Source organism: Paenibacillus silvae (genome assembly GCF_014639235.1).
Classification (GTDB): Bacteria; Bacillota; Bacilli; order Paenibacillales; family Paenibacillaceae; genus Paenibacillus; species Paenibacillus silvae.
The window spans coordinates 21,735-39,129 of the sequence record NZ_BMFU01000014.1; the positions used below are offsets into that span (position 1 = coordinate 21,735).

Here is a 17,395-nt window from a genome sequence, read left to right on the forward strand (position 1 = left end):
TTGTTTATATAGGTGAGCAGAGGATCAGGACGTCAGTGAAGTCGAGTCGGCTATACCCTTGCTGCCTCTGCTCAACCAGCTTACCCGCCAGCGGGCTTGCATGAAAAGCACGAGACACAGAGAGGCAGCGGCGATGAGACTAAGGCTGACAAAGCCCGGTGTGTACGATTGATAGGTGCTGTACAGCTGACCCAGAATAAGTGGCAGTGCGTAACCGCCTAATCCACCGGCAGCCCCTACAATGCCGGTCATCAGACCGATCTCATTGCCAAAGCGTTGTGGAACCAGTTGGAATACGGAACCGTTCCCTGCTCCAAGGCACATCATGCCAAGGAACAGCATTACGATAACAACCGGCAGAGGAGGCAGGAAGGAAACGCCGAGGAGCATAATGCAGGCTCCTGTGTACAAAAAGATCAGCATTCGGGTCCCCCCGATTTTGTCAGCCAGAAAACCGCCAACAGGCCGGAAGAAGCTGCCTGCAATCACACAGAAAGTAGTAATATCAGCGGCATGAACGGCGGATAATCCATATTGGGTGTTGAAGAAAATGGTCAGATAATTGCATAGTCCAACGAAGCCGCCAAAGGTGACACAGTAAAAGGCACAGAAGACCCATGCATCCTTTTGCTTCAACAAAGCTCCATATTGGGAAAGCTTTTTCGGTTCAGGGCGATTCGGACTGTTTTTGGCGAAGAGGGAGAAAAGTACAAATACAATTACAATCGGAATAATTGCTAGTCCAAAAACAACCTCCCAGCTGCCGAAATGAGTGGCAAGTCGATTAGCGAATAACGTGGCGAGCACCGTTCCACTATTGCCCGCTCCGGCAATCCCCATAGCCAGACCTTGATGCTCTTTGGGATACCATTGGCCTGCAAGGGGGAGTGCAGCTGCAAATGAGGCACCGGCTACGCCAAGCAGAAGAGCGACGACATAGAGCTGACCCAGAGAATCAACCCACAGCCAGCCCAGCAGCAAAGGAACAAGTGTGACAATCATACCGATCTGTGCGGTCAGCTTGGGGCCAATATAGTCGGACATGAAGCCGAGCACAAGTCGCAGGATGGAGCCGCCGAGAATTGGCAGGGCGACAAGGTTTGCTTTTTCCAATGGAGTCATCGGGTAATCCATGGCGATAATAACGGCGAGGGGACCGAGCATGCCCCAGATCATAAAGCTGATGTCAAAATACATAAATGCTCCAAATAGTGTGGGCTTATGCCCGCTTTTCCAAAAACTCTTGCTCTCCATCATTCTTCATCGCTCCTCATCCAGATAGGTTCTTTGTTATGTCTCTATGGCTTCGTTCAGGCAAAAAAAGACCGCAAGCCGTCCTGATACCAGAACGATTTGCGGCCCCGTTGCCGACAGCGGTACACGTCTTTGTGTTTTCCGCTTCTGAGGTGATCACAACACTGTGATTTTGATTCAAATTATAAAAAGCAGAAAAGATTATGTCAATAAAAATAACATAAAGTTTTAAAATATTTATTTTTGAGCGAATTTCACTCTTATTGCGTTAATTTAGTTGACACTAAAAATAAATTCCCTTAATCTGAACTTAATAAGAATCTACACAATGGCGTGTAGAGCGGAGGCAATGAGGCCCCTTTTCCCCATAAGGAAAAGGGGTTATTCTGTTTAGATCCGAAAAGGGGTTGTTCTGTTTAAGTCCGAAAAGGACTATTCTGTTAGATTCCGAGAAAGGGGGCCGTCCCGTGAATAAAAGGAAACTGGTTGTAATCGGCAATGGCATGGCAGGTGTGAAATGTGTAGATGAGATCGTTGCACTCGAACCGGATATGTACGAGATCGTCATCTACGGGACCGAGCCTCGCCCCAACTACAATCGAATCATGTTATCCAAAGTGCTTCAGGGAGAGCATTCCTTACAGGATATCATCATTCATGACTGGACTTGGTATGCGGAGCGTAAGATCAGGCTGTGTACAGGGGAGACTGTGCACAGGATTGAACCAGATCGTAAATTCATCGAAACAGCATCCGGCAAAAAGGAAACGTACGATATTCTTATCTTGGCCACAGGCTCCTCTCCATATATGCCGCCGATTCCGGGGATTGAAAAGGACCGTGTGATGTCTTTCCGAACGATAGATGATTGTAACCGCATGTCCCACTACTCCAAGGAGTTCAGTAAAGCTGCCGTGATCGGGGGCGGGTTACTGGGACTGGAGGCTGCACGCGGGCTGCTGCATCTGGGCATGGAAGCGGTGGTAGTCCATAATGCGCCTTATATCATGAACCGGCAGCTGGATGTTAAGGCTGGAGCGATGCTTCAGCATGAGCTTGAAGCTCAGGGGATGTCCTTTCTTTTAAATAAAAATACACAGAAAATTACCGGACGTTCACAAGCCCAGGGGCTGCTTTTTACAGATGGTTCGAAGCTGGAGGCACAGGTCGTTGTGGTCGCTGTTGGCATTCGGCCAAATGTTGAGCTGGCGAGAAGAAGTGGTATTGCCACGAATCGTGCAATTACGGTTGATGATTACATGCGCACGAGTCTGCCTGATATATATGCTGTTGGAGAATGTGCAGAGCATCGGGGAATCAGTTACGGCCTGGTTGCACCTCTGTATGAGCAGGGTAAAGTGCTCGCGCGTACTTTGTGTGGACAAAAGACAGCAGGATATGCAGGCTCCGTTCCTTATTCGCAGCTCAAAGTATCGGGTGTAGATGTATTCTCGGCAGGAGAGGTCAACGGGGAGGGCATGCAGACGGCGGTACAGCATTTAGATCGCATACAGGGGACGTACAAAAAAGTGCTGATGCAGGGTGGCAAGGTGAAGGGGGCCATTTTGTTTGGAAATACGGCTGAGGGAACGGCTTTGCTTGCCTTGGTGCAGCGTGGGGCTGATGCTGCAGAGCTTGCCCCCCGGGAAGGAGCGCCTGATCCGGCTGAGATGGCTGCAGCTGCGCTTCCGGGTCACGAAACAGTGTGTGCCTGCAACAATGTAAGCAAAGCATTCATTTTGAAGGCTATTCATGAGCAGGGGCTGGAGACGGAGGAGCAAGTGAAGTTGCAAACCAAAGCCTCTGGCTCCTGTGGCGGCTGTAGACCGATGGTGGGCGCGCTGCTGAAACACGCGAAACGTGGAATGGTTAATGAAGATGCTGCTGCAAGTACAGATTCACGCGATTTTCAAAAGAAGGCAGTAATGCCTGTATGCCGTTGCACGGATATGGGACATGAAGAGCTGAAGCATCAGCTAAGTGGGTTGTGGATGAAGATTGGCAATGACTTGACTTCGATCCTGAAGCAGTTGAATTGGAACTCGGAACAGGGGTGTCCAGTATGTTTTGCCGCTATTCAATTTTATGCTCATATGTCAGGGAACACACAGCCTGAGATGGATACGAAGAATAACATTCACATGTTATCAGATCAACACAGTTCATCCACAGCGTGTATCTCCAGTACGGGGAAAGTCCAGTCAGAGCTTCTTAGCTTATGGAAGGACGCAGCAATGCCATACAAAGTGATTATAACGATCGCTTCGGGTCCAGAATCATTCGTTCCTGTGCTGGTTACGGATATCGGCCTGCTGGCTTCTCCGGCAGGGTGGGAGATTTACGCAGGTGGTCATGCGGGTCATCCTGTGAAGCAAGGTTTTCTTCTGGGCACGGTTGAATCAATCGGGGAAGCTGCGCAGCTTGCCTCAGCCTGTCTGCAATGGTACCGACAAACGGCGTGGTTCGATGAACCATTATGGGCCTGGATGGATCGACTCGGAAGCATGTCCATTCGGGAAATACTTTTGGATACACGATTTCAACAGGAGCTTGTACTTAATCGGGAGCAGGAGCGTGTGCATGTCGCGAGTGTTAAGCTTGACGGAACGCAAATGTCAGTTGATGCGGTTCAGTTTCAGATTGAGGCGTGAAGCTTCGAATCATTATTCAGAAAGGCAGGGGGAAGTATGAGCGGAACAGCAGATACGGAACAAGCGTTGTCCAAATTAGTGGTAAAAGAAACCCAGTGCCCTTATTGCAGCGTGCAGTGCAAGATGTCGGTGGAAGAGCTGGCTGCGCCTGTTGCTGGTCAGAGACGTGCGGAGTACGCGGTTCAAGGCTTGCCAAACAAGGCTTCACAAGGTCGCTTGTGTGTAAAGGGCCTGAATGCTCATCAGCAGGTATTCAGTTCCGAGCGATTGATGCAGCCGCTTATCCGCCGCCAGGGGGAATTGCAGCCGTGCTCTTGGGATGAGGCACTTCAGACCATTGCGGATCGTGTGCAGCAGCTTCAGCATACTTATGGGCCAGATACCGTTGGTGTATACGGAGGTGGATCATTAACAAATGAAACGGCCTATCTGCTTGGCAAATTCGCCCGGGTTGCGCTTGGCACCAAGTACATTGATTATAATGGCCGTTTCTGCATGTCAGCTGCCGCTTCTGCTGGCAGTAAAGTTTTCGGGATCGACCGCGGTTTAACCTTCCCGCTGTCGGACATTCCCAAGGCCGAATGTATTATTCTGGCGGGCACGAATATAGCCGAGTGTCAGCCGACACTGCTGCCTTATTTTAACGAGGCCAAAGAGAACGGAGCATTGATCATCGTCATTGATCCTCGCAAGACGGCAACCGCTGCGATTGCTGATCTTCACTTGCAGGTGAAGCCTGGTATGGATGCACTCTTGGCTGATGCGATGCTGAAGGTGATCATGGAGGCAGATTTGGTGGATTCCGCGTTTGTTAAACAACGAACCAGTGGATATGAACAGCTGGCGCAGCAGATGGGAAATTTGCAGCTTGAACAGGCTGCGACCGCGTGCGAGGTTGAACTGGACATGATAAGGCAGGCCGCGATCGCTTTCGGAAATGCACAAACGGGCATGATTATGACTGCACGCGGGGTGGAGCAGCAAACGGATGGACATATGGCTGTTCGCCGTTTTCTGAATCTGGTGCTGGCAACTGGAAAAATCGGAAGAACAGGCTGTGGATATGGTGCAGTTACCGGGCAAGGAAATGGGCAGGGAGGACGAGAGCATGGGCAGAAGGCGGATCAGCTGCCAGGATATCGTTCTATAGAAAATGCGGAGGATCGGGCCTATATAGCGTCGGTTTGGGGTGTAGAACCCGAGGCTTTGCCGGGTAAAGGTGTATCGGCTTATGAGATGATGGAACGCATTCATGAACAGCATATTCGTGCCTTGCTCGTTATGGGCTCCAACCCGGTCGTTTCTAACCCCAACGTTCGTCTGGTGGAGGAAGGGCTGCGCAAGCTTGATTTGCTGGTCGTAGCAGATATGTTTTTGTCCGAAACAGCCCGGTTGGCGGATATTGTTTTGCCAGTAACGGCCTATATGGAGAATGAGGGTACACTTACGAATCTGGAGGGCCGTGTTCTTCTGCGGGAACAGGGGAGAGCTGCACCGGGAGAGACATTGGATGACTGGGTTATTTTATGCCGAATTGCAACGAAGCTGGGCAAGGGCTCGGGGTTTGATTTCGATAAGGCGGAGGATATTTTCAATGAGTTACGAGTGGCAAGCCGTGGTGGTAAGGCAGATTATTATGGCATTACCTATGAGCGTCTGCGTAAGGAGCAGGGGGTGTACTGGCCCTGTCCTTCTGCGGAGCATCAAGGAGAGGGCTTATTGTTCCGCGAACGATTCGCTCATACTGACGGAAAGGCTGCATTTACGTTGGGCTCAAGTCTAGGCTGGGACGATGTTTCAGATGAATATCCCCTGATTCTGACGAATGGGAGAATTCTTCCTCATTATCTGACGGGTGTACAGACTCGCAGAAGTCCGGCTCTATCCGCTCGCGAGGTGGAGAACTTTGTGGAGCTGCATCCGGCAACAGCAGCTCGTCACCGCATTCGTGACGGTGAATGGGTAGAGATCACGTCTGCTTATGGGACATTCACTGTACGTTCCCGAATCAGGGAGTCCATCCGGAATGATACCTTGTTTGTACCTATGCACTGGGGTGGTATTCAGAATGTGAACCGGGCAACAAGGCCGGAACTGGACCCCGTTTGCCGCATGCCTGGATTCAAGACAGCCGCGGTCAGGATTCAACCGTTGCGTCTGGTATGATACGCTCCAGCGGAAAAACGGTATTAAAATGCGCGAATATCATGTTAGGCGCTTCCGAGCTGCTCATCCCTGATTATGCAGGGGGAGTGGCTTTTTGCGTTTTATGCGCAAATATGTACTAGTTCGCAGGTTCCATGTAAACATGATTATGGGCTCATGAAAGAGACTTATATTTTCGTTATGATGTTCATCAGGGGTACATATGTACGCATTTCGTTTGTTTTGAACTGTCCGGATTTCGGATATTCATTTAGGGTTTTACAGGTTGCATGCAGCTGGTTTAAATTGGATTTGTGCAGCATTCGATGAAGGGAGGCACATTTCGTTGAATATATGGGTTACGGTAAAAAGTTTGGGGAAACGCAAGCCGGCTCTTGCCAGACAAGCAGTTGTACTTCCGGAAACAACCTGCACCCTTCGGCTTCTTATCGAAAACATGGTCGAAGTGCAGGTGCAAGCTTTCGAGGATAGAAAAAATACTTCGTCCATGCTTGCTTATCTGATGCCGGAGGAGATCGGGGCTCAGGGCGCTGCGGGCAAGGTTGCTTTTGGAACGGTAAACGGTGAGGGTATTCCTGATCTGGCAGAGGCGAAGGAAGCCGCGATACTGGCATATGAAGACGGACTTTACAAAGTATTTCTGAATGAGCGGGAGCTCGAAGCGCTGGATGAGCCGCTGACGATTGAGGATGGAGCTGATGTGGCCTTTATTCGTTTTACGATGTTAGCTGGACGTTTGTGGTAGGAAGAAGCAGGATGACAAGGAGGAGAACAGAATGAATCAGGAAGATCAGGTACAAACGTATATTGAAGGATTGCAGCAGAAAGCAGGTGCTTTTACCGGACCGCAGCTGGAATTGTCGAAATATATCATCACCTTGGCAGAGTCAACGTATTTGCGTGGGGATGAAGAGAGTTATTTCAATGCGGAAAGACTGCTGGTCAGTCTCGCATTGGAGAAGCAGCAGCCTCTGTTTCAGCCTATTATTGAAGTGCTGGAGCACCTGACCGATGATTCGTTTGTTGCCCGATTCCGTTATATTGCCGAAGGCGCAACGCTCTATCCTTACAGCACCAGCTACGAACGCCGGCCTTTCCGGACTTCCGATCCAAGGCAACATGTCGTTCATGTGCTGCGGAAGCTGCTCGGTTTATTTCGCATGGAGGCCAGAGGTTTACACTTGATGGATTACCTGACCCTTCGTGAGCAGGATAAGTTTAATCTGTATGAATACCGTAGTGTGCTGCCGGATTGTATTGCCTATGAACTGGATCATCATAATGCTGAAGTCAAGCAGGCGCTGCACGACATAATTTACGGGGATAACCAGGCTGCATTGCTGACAGGTGAAATGATCAAGGGCATGCTCATGAGCGAGCAGACGGATGCTTATCATATGATCGGTGAGCTCTTGATTGCGGCGAGACTGCAGGAGGGACTGCGCCAGAGCATTGTGGAACGCATGGACGAAGGGACGCTTGAAGCGTATATTTACATATTAAAAATAATTCTGGACAACAACCTGACCCGGTTCAGTTCTGTCGTTAGAGCTTTGGGGGTATGGACCGGACTCGGGCTTGAAGCTGTGAACCAGCGTGTAGTGTCTCAACTGGCCGAACAGGCGTACGAGGCACTTGTTCATGAGGAAGTTCGCGAGGCATGGCGGCAGGAGAAAAATGCGAACAAACTATACATCAGCCTGTGGGCTACAGCTGTTATTGAAGAGAATGATCTTCAAAGCAAAATTGGTGAGATTATGGATCAGGGTGAACTGTATCAGAAAATTGTAGCACAGTATATTCTGGCTAACAGCCAGCACTTGGGACTTCGTCTTGCGATGGCGCGCAAAACACTGAATGTGCAAGATATTGAATTGATTCACTGGGTCGTGCAAAATTATACGGCGGCGTACACGCACAACTGGAGCTTTGAAGAGGGAGAGCACCAGCGCAGCGTGTATGTGCCTCGCTGGGATGTGCTTGAAGATAAAGAGGCACGCCGTCATGACTTTGATTCGTTTAAAGAGATGCTGGATTTCATTCCAAAGGGTGGGGCAAGCGGACCTTCCAGAGTGCTGGATTATGTTCAATATCGAATCGGAACAGATGACGTAATCAAGAAAATGTTATATCTGGCCGCTTATGATATGGATGCGGACTGGATTGCAGAGGTTATAGCCTTGAAGGATCGGTTAAGTCCTGAATTACGTGGCGAGCTGTTATCCCAGTTTGTGCAGGAACCTGATAATGAGGTGCAGCGGCAGTTTGTGTTTGAGAGTTTATCCGACAAGAGCATCAGCAATCGTGAAAGTGCACTGATCAAAGTAAAACGGCTTTCGCTGATTAGCGAGGAGATACAGCAGATGGAAGCACTGTTGAAGCTCAAAACGGGTTCTCTTCGACAGAAGGTTATTCAAGTTCTGCTGCTGCAGCCGGTTGAGAAGTTGAAGGACTCGGTTGAGCGTTTACTCCAGGCGAAGAGTGAACTGCAGCGTTTGGGAGCACTTGAGCTGTTAACGGAGATTCAAGGGGATGAAGCACGAGCAGAGCAATTGGAGCAGCTCAAGCCTTTGGCGGAGCAGTTGGATAAGCCTACAGCCAAGGAGCAAAAGCTGCTGGATAAACTGCTTGAAGAAGGCAGCCGCTACACGTCTTCCAATGGATATGGTTTATTTGATCCGAATCGACGTGAACTGCTGCTGGATGAAGAGCGTGACCACAGTGGCAGTGGCCCGAAGGATATCTTTCGGCTATCGCTGGATAAGATCCAAAGTATTCTGGAAGGCTTGAATGCACTGGTTCATGAACACAGGGATCATGAGTATGTTGTGGAGTATTATGCGGGGTACAGAGATACACTGCTTGTCGGAGCCAGTCTGCGCTCAATGGTTCCTTATGCAGAACGATCCAAAATAAAAGAACTGGACCAATTTCCGCTGCCTGAAGTGTGGAAGCAGTATTTTGAGCAGAGTGGGCTCACGAATATGGAGCTGCTGCAGTTGTATGTAGAATTACAGCTAGGCAAGCTGAATAGCAAACTGAATGAACATTACTCCTTCTACGTCAACCAGTATGAGTATGAGGAATTAAGGAAGATTTCGCTGCTGGAGGGTTGGCGCAAAACATTTGCAGAGCAGATTTACCCAATCAACGAGATGATCAAGCTGCATGAAATGATGGAAGCTCTTCCGTATAAGCTTCAGGTTCAAGCTCTGATCTCGGCGGCGTTTCTGGATTGTGATTCAAGCGAGATTTTTGAGGCTTCTGAGAGAGCGTGGGCTTCAATTATCTCTAGCATGCCAGCTGAGCAGTTGGCGAAGGAAACGGGTATGCTGCACATTCTGACAGGTCCGTGGAATTATATTGTGAAGAACAACGTATACGACAATGACAGTTTCAAACGTTTTTTCCAGACAGCCTATCAATTCTCACATCTTGTGGAGCCTTACCATCCATTATCACTGCTGTCACTGGACGATTTCCTGCGTGCATATCAGTTAGAGCTGATTGATGATCAGGAAATATATCGGCAGCTGCTGATGGGACATCATCGTTTTGTCTTCATCCGTGACATGACATCGGCTCGTACAGAGCGTATTCAAGATGATCCGAAGCTGATGCATCTGCGGGATACTGCCGTGAATCGCATTCTGGAGATTGAGCTGACGCGGGGAGAATTGTCCACCGAAGTAAGCGGGCTTGCGATGAAGCTGGAACGAATCGAGGGCATGGAGCATTGGGTACATCTGGTTTCTGCGATGGATCAGGATACTTTTGTGCGTGGTTATATCTATAGCTATGGGGACAATACGACTCGTAAAGAAACGTTCAGTTACCTGATTAAACATTGTTATCCTCGGGCTGGGGAAGATGAGCTGCTGCTGGGCGAATTGATCCGGAAGTACCCGTTTAACGAGAAAAAGCTGCTGGAGGCAGCGATGTATGCGCCTCAATGGATGGAGCTGGTAGCGAGACATCTCGGCTGGGAAGGGCTTCGTAGTGCTGCATGGTATTTCCATGCGCATATTAACGAACAGTTTACCGCGGAAAAGGAAACCATTGTGGCACATTACTCGCCAATCCCTGCACAAGATTTTAATGATGGAGCCTTTGATATTGCCTGGTTTGAAGAAGCCTATGCAGCAGTGGGGGAAGAACGTTTCAATCTGCTGTACGATTGTGCCAAGTACATCTCCGGCGGGGCTAATCATCGCAGATCACAATTGTTCGCTGATGCTGCGCTGGGCAAGCTGGACCTGAAGGAAATGCGCGATTCCGTTGCAGACAAGCGCAACAAGGATCATTTATTGACCTATAGCTTGATTCCACTAGCTGAAGATCGGGATCAGGATTTACGTGAGCGGTACGACTTTATTCAGAAATTCCTGATGCAGAGCAAGCAGTTCGGGGCGCAGCGCCGTGCGAGCGAAGGGCTGGCGTCCCAGATTGCACTTGGCAATCTTGCACGTAATGCAGGTTATGCCGATGTGACACGCCTTATGTGGGATATGGAGGCTCGCAAGCTGGATGAGATGAAATCTTATTTCGAACCTCATGCACTTGATGAAGATACGACGGCACATCTCGTTATTGATGATGAGGGCCAGTCGGATCTGGTTATTGTCAGCAAATGCAAAACGCTGAAATCTGTGCCGGCACGATTCAAAAAAGATGGTTACATTGCAGAACTGAAAGAGTTGAAGTCTGATCTGGCTGATCAATACCGCCGGGCCAAGCAGGAGCTGGAGCGCTCCATGAACGCAGGTACGGCTTTTACCTGTCAGGAGATTGCCAATCTGATGAACAATCCAGTGATCCAGCCGCTGATAAAAACATTGATCTTCCAATCGGGCGCGCAGCTTGGAAGATTTGACGCGCAGACTAATGGATTGATTGCTCCAGGGACAGAGGAAGTCGCTTATACTCTGAAGAAAGGGGATCAGCTGTTGATTGCCCATCCACTGCATTTGTATCAGAGCGGCAACTGGAGCGAGTTCCAGAGAGAACTGTTCGATCGTCAGGAGCGTCAGCCGTTCAAGCAGGTTTTCCGTGAACTCTATTTGCCGAACGAGGATGAGCTTGCACAAGGAACGGTATCCCGCAGGTATGCCGGTTATCAGATTCAGCCGAACAAAACGGCCAGCTTGCTGAAAAGCCGTCAGTGGACCGTAAGTTATGAAGAGGGATTGCAAAAGGTAAGTTATGAGTATAACTTGATTGCTAATCTCTATGCGATGGCGGACTGGTTCTCTCCGGCTGATACAGAAGCCCCTACACTGGAAACGGTGCAATTCTATGATCGCCGCACGTATAAACCTGTGGAATTAAAGGATGTTCCGCCCGTATTCTTCTCCGAGGTTATGCGTGATGTTGATCTGGTCGTCAGCATTGCTCATGTAGGCGGTGTTGATCCAGAGGCAAGCCTTACAACGATCGAGATGCGTCATGTCATTGTGAACGAATCCTTGCGTCTGCTCAAAATCAACAATGTGCGTCTGGATGGCAATTATGCACGTATCGACGGTAATCTGGGCGAATATGCTGTTCATTTGGGAAGCGGCAATGTCTTCAAGCAGGCATCAGGTGCATTGCACATTGTGCCAGTGCACAGCCAGCATCGCGGACGAATTTTCCTGCCGTTTTTGGATGAAGATCCAAGAACAGCCGAGATTTTGTCCAAGATCGTTCTGTTATCAGAGGATCAAAAAATTAAAGATCCGCAGATTCTTGCTCAGCTGCAGCACTAATTATACACATGTAGTAAGGAAAGGCCGTCTCGAATGAGGCGGTTTTTCTGGTTAAGGACGGCAGGTGTGATGAGCAAGATCGGATCAGTTGATACGTGATGTTATGACAATGCTGGTGAATTGCAGATGCCCTATACATACTGGATATGGTAAAATGTACAAAGGTCCAAGGATGTAAAATGATTGCATCATGAAGTCGATCATGAATATGACCGGGAGTTTGTGCCTAACTACATGTGACTTGATAAAGGAGAGTGAATTACATCATGTTAATGGTACCCTATCGGGAGCAGGATCACGCCAAATTGGTAGCAATCTGGGAGCGTGCTGTTCGAGCTACACATACATTTCTGGAGGAGCATCACATTCTATTTTATAAACAAATGGTGAGTGAGGTTTTGGAGCAAGAGCAAGTTGAAGTCTGGGAAGTGCTGGATGCTGAGCAGGAGCCAATGGGGTTCATTGGTCTGGATAACAGCTTCATTGAAATGTTGTTTGTAGATGAGCATTTTCAGGGACAAGGCGTAGGTAAATTTCTAGTCTTTCAAACGATGAAGATGAAAGGCACCGAGCTTAGAGTAGATGTCAATGAGCAGAATGAAGGAGCCGCCCGCTTCTATGCGAAGATGGGATTCGTGCAGATCGGTCGGTCGGAGCTGGATGGTTCCGGTAATCCGTTTCCGCTGCTGCATCTCGAAATGAAGCGGACAGGTGGCTAGATGCTTGATTTTCATAATGTTCCGGTGAAGAGATTCATTCCGTTATCCTGCTGGTGACAGGCTAAAAACCCCCGGCGGTGGCTCCTGAAATAGGAGACACTTCCGGGGGTTTTGGTTTGGCTTACCTGTCAGATGCGGTCATTGGACCAGGCGAGAGGGAGGGTATTTTTTCAAAATCAATGTGTCTCATCGTCCAGAAACGGTTTGTTCACTGCATAATACATAAAGCCCATCAGCAGCACGCCGCCCACCAGATTGCCCAAAGTCACTGGCACCAGGTTGTGAATTACACCGCCAAACGAGATGGTTCCCGGGTGATTCAACACAAGCGCAATTGCAAACGTACACATATTCGCGATGCTGTGCTCATAGCCGGAGATGAAAAAGCAAAAAACAAAGAGCATCATGGCAAACATTTTGGCACCGTTTTCCTTCATGAACATCGGAACGAAAAAGGCCAGGCATACCAGCCAGTTACAGAGAATGCCGCGGAAAAAGAGCTGCATCGCTGGCGCTTCCATCTTGTGCTCAACCACACTCAGCAAGAAACCGTTAACCTGTGCCGAATCAAACAGTCCCGTCAGATAGATCAGCAGGGCAAACACGGCCGCACCCATCAAATTTCCGCTATAGCTCGCAATCCACAGTTTAACGACTTCGAACCAGCGCAGCTTTTTGCGCAGTGCCGCATAGGTGTAATAGAAGGTGTTGCCTGTGAACAGGTCGCCGCCGCCGTAAGCAATCAGGATAATTGCTGCACCGAAGGTGATCGCTGCCATAGGGTATGTAAACGGGGAATTCTCCATATAGAAGAAATTTCCCGTCTTGAACGCGACAATCACGCCGAAGCCGATAAACATGCTGGCCAGCATGGAGCGCGCCAAATATCGAAGCAGGCTTTGTTTATAGATTTTGTGTTTCTTCAGAGCAAGCTGCTCCACACCGCGTAAACCTTCCGTTTCCATCATTCGCCTCCTGTATGTAATAAATCATCTAGGGCTGTCCTGAAATGCGCTTCCTTCAGCGTTTTCGCCCTAAGTTTTCTATATTATACCTGTAATTTACTTCAATAGTTCACCGAAATAAAAGAATTTGAAGTTTAGGATTGCGGTTTGGGCGCCTCTACGGGAAAAGGAAACATGCAGCTGCGCCAGATTTCAGCCAGTTGCTCTTCTGTTCGCTCATGCGGAACATGTTCTTCGGCATACGATCGCTCCAGCTTTTCACGCATAAAAGCCGCTGCATGGGGATTGGGGCAAGCGTGAAATTTTTGGATGAATTCGCTATTTACATCGATTTCTCTCATTTTGCTTAGTGCACTATTCAATAACGGACTGCCCGCGTACAACAATGAGGCGGTCTCTTCGCATTCGAATTTGAGGAAAAGAAGGGCCTTCTGAATGGCATGAATCTCGCCTTGAGTGAGGTATACGGCTTGAGTAACCTCCGTCGCCTCTTCTGCCGAGTGTCCTTTAATCGGTTCTGATGAAAGCTGTTTATCGTTGGATTTCATTGTTTCTCACGTCCCGATAAAGATTGAAGTTCCCTTTTGGCGCTGCACCGAACTCTGGATGTGATTGGAGAGATTCCAGCGCATGTACAGCTTGGGGAAGCTGTTTATTTGCTTTTATCACAGCGAAGGCAGCGCTTTGGAGCAAAATATATGCGTCCGATTCAATGACATTCCGAGCCAGCTCAATTTCAGCCTCGGTAACGGGCAGCAGGGCTAACGTCATTAAAGCATAGATCTGCACATCCTCGTCTTCCTCCACATTGCGTACCAACTGTCCTGCTGCTTCGCGAATCGTATTTAGAAGCGGTGAAGCTCCCGCCATACCAAGAGCACGCCAGGCTTCAATACGAACTAAATCCTCCTCCTCTGTGCACATGCCAAGAGAAAGCACTCGCCGGGTTAATTCAGGATCATGCAATTCAATGATCTGACGGAGCGCTTCCTGTTTTTCGTGAGAAGAGGCTGAGTCGAAATCAAGAGCATCTAATGGGTTATTTAATTCTTCGGTAGACATGTATATCATTCACCCCCTGAATAAGTTCAAGATTGAGGCGGGAGCTGAATTGGGCGTGCTTGAAGCGCTTCTTCCACAATCTGCTCCGCAGTTAACTCGCGTTCATCCCAGAAAATCAGATTACTGATCTCTGCATAGGGCAACGCCTGCTGCAATTCGGTTAACATGTCGTCCAGTTCTTGCTCGGTTCCTTCCGCATTCAACATTTTACGAACTAACATAACGAGATGTTCATGGTTAGACATGGTCTTACCTCCTTAATAATTAACTCAATAAATAGAAAAGCGACAGTCGCTTAATCGGACATTGGCTGATTCCAGGGATCGTATTTTACAAAAATGGGCAGTATTTTCGGCCCGAGGGTAAGATGCAAAACATCTCTCTTCTGTGCCGCGAAAGAGATGATATAGTCTCCAAAGTGTGGCTCATATTCAAAGTGTTCAAATGTGACCGTTTGGCCCGGATATTTTGCAGCTACGTACAATGTTGCGACTCCTCTGGCCAGCAGTTCCTTCACCACAGGGATCTGAGCAGCAAGCATGACTGCGATCAGTATAGCGATGATATGCTTCATATAACGTTGAAGAAAATGAGTCAAAAGCAAATCCCCCCAACCGATGACGATGTCTATGCATAGTCTATCATTGTTAGGGGGAAAGATCATGGTCACAAGGTCGCTTTTTAATCGATCTGTATAGCAATATTGCCGAACTGCTCACCTTTCTCCATACGTTCGAATGCTTGTACGGTATGTTCAAGTGAATAGATGCTGTCTACTACGGGATGAATCTGATGTTTCTCTACCAAGTCCAGCATCTGCACAAACTCTTCGCGGCTGCCCATGGAGGTGCCAATCAGACTGATCTGTGGAAAAAAGATCGAACGAATCGGTAGATGCAGGTCATCGCCCGAGCTTGCGCCAAACATTACAATTCGTCCGCCCGGTCTGATGATCTGCTCGTATTTGGGAAACATCGCTTGTCCGATACTGTCCAGGATGATGTCTACAGGATTGTCCCTGTTCAACATATTTCCCCAGTCTCCATGACTATCCAAAGCTTGAACCGCACCGAGACGTAACGCCTCAGCTCGTTTAACTTCACTTCTGGAGCTTACGGTTACCTTCGCTCCTGCAGCTGCTGCCATGAGCAAGGCATACGTAGCGACACCTCCTCCAATGCCGGGAATAAAGAGATGTTCGCCAGCCTGAAGTCCGCCACGAGTGAACAACGCCCGATAAGCTGTCAGCGCAGCAAGAGATAAGACCCCGGCTTCGTTCCAGGAGAGGTGGGCAGGCTTGGGGAGCACATTGCTGGCAGGCAGCGCAATATATTGTGCGAGCGTTCCGTCGGATGGACCACCGACAATCCCCGGAACAACAGGCACGTCTGCGGTATGCTGCCAGTCGAGAGTCGGATGAATGATTACCGGATCATCTACAGCGATATGCTGCACACCGTCGCCGACCTCGACCACAATACCTGCTCCGTCTGATCCAGGAATAAGTGGAGTGTCTTGGGGCATTCGGTCTGACATAATGAAGAGATCGCGGTGATTGAGTCCGGCAGAGCGCAGCTGCACCACGACATGTCCGGGTTCTGCTTTCGGGACTGCACAGGTTGAATAGCGAAGACCTTTCAGACCGGCTTGTTCAGAATGTATTATGGCCTTCATTGTTTCTATAGCTTTCATGAGGTTACCTCCTAAATGATATAGATAAGCTGCTTATTTACACATCATCGCAGTGTTTGTGTAAAGATAAAGCCTATTACCGAGTCATTGTACAGGCAGGCTGAAAACACGTAAAATAAACAAAAATGAAGGTCAGTATCAATAATAATCATAGTGAAAAATAAGTGGAAAATAGAAGTGGAAAATAGAAGAGCGTTGGCATGATGTACAAGCTTTCAAGTTGGCAGAATGCTCTTATGCTCTCATATAACGATAAGCAGGTGAAGATTTTGGATGCTGGTGATTTGAAAATATTCCAGGCGGTTGCCCGCGAAGGCAGTATCAGCAAAGCCGCGGTTGCCCTTAATTATGTGCAGTCCAACGTAACAACACGGATCAGACAACTGGAAGCACAGCTGCAAGTGCCGCTGTTTCATCGTTCGAATCGCGGAATGCTGCTTACCCCGGCAGGAGAGAACCTGCTTGGTTATGCAGATCGAATATTGCAATTACTAGACGAAGCCGAGGAGGCCGCACAGCAAGGAGGTCCGCCGACGGGAAATCTTCGTTTAGGCTCGATTGAGACTGCCGTCTCCCGATTCCTGACGCCGCTCTTGGCGGAGTATTGCTCCTGTTATCCCAAGGTACAGTATTCTCTTGTCACAGGAGGCACACATGAGCTGAACCAGAAGGTTATGAAGCATGAGCTTCACGGAGCTTTGGTGTATGGTCCAATAGACCATTCGGAGCTGCAATATATCAAAATGTATGACGATGAACTGGTGCTGATTGCCCGATCAGATGAACAAGATATGTCCATATTGCTTCACAGACCGATGCTATTTTTTGAAATTGGCTGCAGCCACCGGGATCAAGCCGAGAGTTTTCTGAGAACCCAGGGCATTCGTACATTAAACGTCATAGAGTACGGGACATTGGACACGATTATTCATGGCGTTGCTACCGGGCTCGGCGTATCCCTGCTGCCACGTTCTTCGGTTGCTCAGGCCGCGTCCAGAGGTGAGATCGTCATACTGCCTGTACCTGAACCGTATTCTCGTTTGGAAGTAGGATTTATATACTCTCGTGGTGAACATATATCTAGTGCGCTGCATGCGCTGGTCGAGATTATGGCTGAACCGGAACAGTAAAGGAGAGAT

13 protein-coding genes are annotated in these 17,395 nt (G+C 48.8%); 6 read left to right on the forward strand and 7 right to left on the reverse strand.

Annotation, left to right across the window (positions count from 1 at the left end; translation table 11 throughout):
* Window positions 1-24: 24 nt before the first annotated feature.
* Complete coding sequence (locus IEW26_RS26295) at window positions 25-1,254, reverse strand: nitrate/nitrite transporter (RefSeq protein WP_188594589.1); 1,230 nt, start codon at window positions 1,252-1,254, stop codon at window positions 25-27.
* A gap of 467 nt (window positions 1,255-1,721) precedes the next feature.
* On the opposite strand from IEW26_RS26295, the gene IEW26_RS26300 reads away from it, so the two are divergent.
* The 5 genes from IEW26_RS26300 to IEW26_RS26320 all read left to right on the forward strand — a co-directional run bounded on the left by IEW26_RS26300 (window position 1,722) and on the right by IEW26_RS26320 (window position 12,537).
* Window positions 1,722-3,905 carry an FAD-dependent oxidoreductase gene (locus IEW26_RS26300; protein ID WP_188594537.1) on the forward strand — a complete coding sequence of 728 codons (2,184 nt, stop codon included), beginning with the start codon at window positions 1,722-1,724 and terminating at the stop codon, window positions 3,903-3,905.
* A gap of 36 nt (window positions 3,906-3,941) precedes the next feature.
* Window positions 3,942-6,071, forward strand: a complete 2,130-nt coding sequence (nasC, locus tag IEW26_RS26305) for an assimilatory nitrate reductase catalytic subunit NasC (RefSeq protein ID WP_188594538.1) — start codon at window positions 3,942-3,944, stop codon at window positions 6,069-6,071.
* Between the two features lie 325 nt (window positions 6,072-6,396).
* Window positions 6,397-6,816 (forward strand): hypothetical protein, encoded by a 420-nt coding sequence (locus IEW26_RS26310; RefSeq protein WP_188594539.1) that lies wholly within the window; start codon window positions 6,397-6,399, stop codon window positions 6,814-6,816.
* 31 nt (window positions 6,817-6,847) lie between these two features.
* Window positions 6,848-11,818, forward strand: a complete 4,971-nt coding sequence (locus tag IEW26_RS26315; RefSeq protein WP_188594540.1) for a DUF4132 domain-containing protein — start codon at window positions 6,848-6,850, stop codon at window positions 11,816-11,818.
* A gap of 266 nt (window positions 11,819-12,084) precedes the next feature.
* On the forward strand, window positions 12,085-12,537 hold the full coding sequence (locus IEW26_RS26320; RefSeq protein WP_145405938.1) for a GNAT family N-acetyltransferase: 453 nt from the start codon (window positions 12,085-12,087) through the stop codon (window positions 12,535-12,537).
* Window positions 12,538-12,713: 176 nt separating this feature from the next.
* Here the strand turns inward: IEW26_RS26320 and IEW26_RS26325 are convergent, their stop codons facing one another.
* The 6 genes from IEW26_RS26325 to IEW26_RS26350 form a co-directional block, all read right to left on the reverse strand.
* The gene (locus IEW26_RS26325) at window positions 12,714-13,502 is read right to left on the reverse strand and encodes a formate/nitrite transporter family protein (RefSeq protein WP_145405964.1); all 789 of its coding nucleotides are present in this window, start codon (window positions 13,500-13,502) and stop codon (window positions 12,714-12,716) included.
* A 134-nt stretch (window positions 13,503-13,636) separates the two neighbouring features.
* A complete protein-coding gene (locus tag IEW26_RS26330) occupies window positions 13,637-14,050 on the reverse strand; it encodes a hypothetical protein (protein ID WP_188594541.1) in 414 nt (137 codons plus the stop codon).
* Window positions 14,034-14,564, reverse strand: a complete 531-nt coding sequence (locus tag IEW26_RS26335) for a hypothetical protein (RefSeq protein ID WP_188594542.1) — start codon at window positions 14,562-14,564, stop codon at window positions 14,034-14,036. The genes IEW26_RS26330 and IEW26_RS26335 overlap by 17 nt, the downstream gene beginning before the upstream one ends.
* A gap of 26 nt (window positions 14,565-14,590) precedes the next feature.
* Window positions 14,591-14,809 (reverse strand): bacteriocin immunity protein, encoded by a 219-nt coding sequence (locus tag IEW26_RS26340; RefSeq protein ID WP_145405935.1) that lies wholly within the window; start codon window positions 14,807-14,809, stop codon window positions 14,591-14,593.
* 50 nt (window positions 14,810-14,859) lie between these two features.
* Window positions 14,860-15,162, reverse strand: coding sequence for a hypothetical protein (locus IEW26_RS26345; protein WP_188594543.1), 303 nt, complete (start codon window positions 15,160-15,162; stop codon window positions 14,860-14,862).
* A gap of 83 nt (window positions 15,163-15,245) precedes the next feature.
* Window positions 15,246-16,238: a zinc-binding dehydrogenase gene (locus tag IEW26_RS26350; RefSeq protein WP_188594590.1), complete on the reverse strand. Its 993-nt coding sequence runs from the start codon at window positions 16,236-16,238 to the stop codon at window positions 15,246-15,248.
* A 287-nt stretch (window positions 16,239-16,525) separates the two neighbouring features.
* Here IEW26_RS26350 and IEW26_RS26355 point away from each other — a divergent pair, with 287 nt between their 5' ends.
* Window positions 16,526-17,386, forward strand: a complete 861-nt coding sequence (locus tag IEW26_RS26355; RefSeq protein WP_188594591.1) for a LysR family transcriptional regulator — start codon at window positions 16,526-16,528, stop codon at window positions 17,384-17,386.
* The last annotated feature ends 9 nt before the right edge of the window (window positions 17,387-17,395 follow it).

What these genes read in the sequence shown, in the direction of transcription:
- IEW26_RS26295 (WP_188594589.1), bottom strand. Translation starts at nt 1,254, where the DNA reads ATGGAGAGCAAGAGTTTTTGGAAAAGCGGGCATAAGCCCACACTATTT.
- nasC (WP_188594538.1), top strand. Translation starts at nt 3,942, where the DNA reads ATGAGCGGAACAGCAGATACGGAACAAGCGTTGTCCAAATTAGTGGTA.
- IEW26_RS26315 (WP_188594540.1), top strand. Translation starts at nt 6,848, where the DNA reads ATGAATCAGGAAGATCAGGTACAAACGTATATTGAAGGATTGCAGCAG.
- IEW26_RS26320 (WP_145405938.1), top strand. Translation starts at nt 12,085, where the DNA reads ATGTTAATGGTACCCTATCGGGAGCAGGATCACGCCAAATTGGTAGCA.
- IEW26_RS26325 (WP_145405964.1), bottom strand. Translation starts at nt 13,502, where the DNA reads ATGGAAACGGAAGGTTTACGCGGTGTGGAGCAGCTTGCTCTGAAGAAA.
- IEW26_RS26330 (WP_188594541.1), bottom strand. Translation starts at nt 14,050, where the DNA reads ATGAAATCCAACGATAAACAGCTTTCATCAGAACCGATTAAAGGACAC.
- IEW26_RS26335 (WP_188594542.1), bottom strand. Translation starts at nt 14,564, where the DNA reads ATGTCTACCGAAGAATTAAATAACCCATTAGATGCTCTTGATTTCGAC.
- IEW26_RS26340 (WP_145405935.1), bottom strand. Translation starts at nt 14,809, where the DNA reads ATGTCTAACCATGAACATCTCGTTATGTTAGTTCGTAAAATGTTGAAT.
- IEW26_RS26350 (WP_188594590.1), bottom strand. Translation starts at nt 16,238, where the DNA reads ATGAAGGCCATAATACATTCTGAACAAGCCGGTCTGAAAGGTCTTCGC.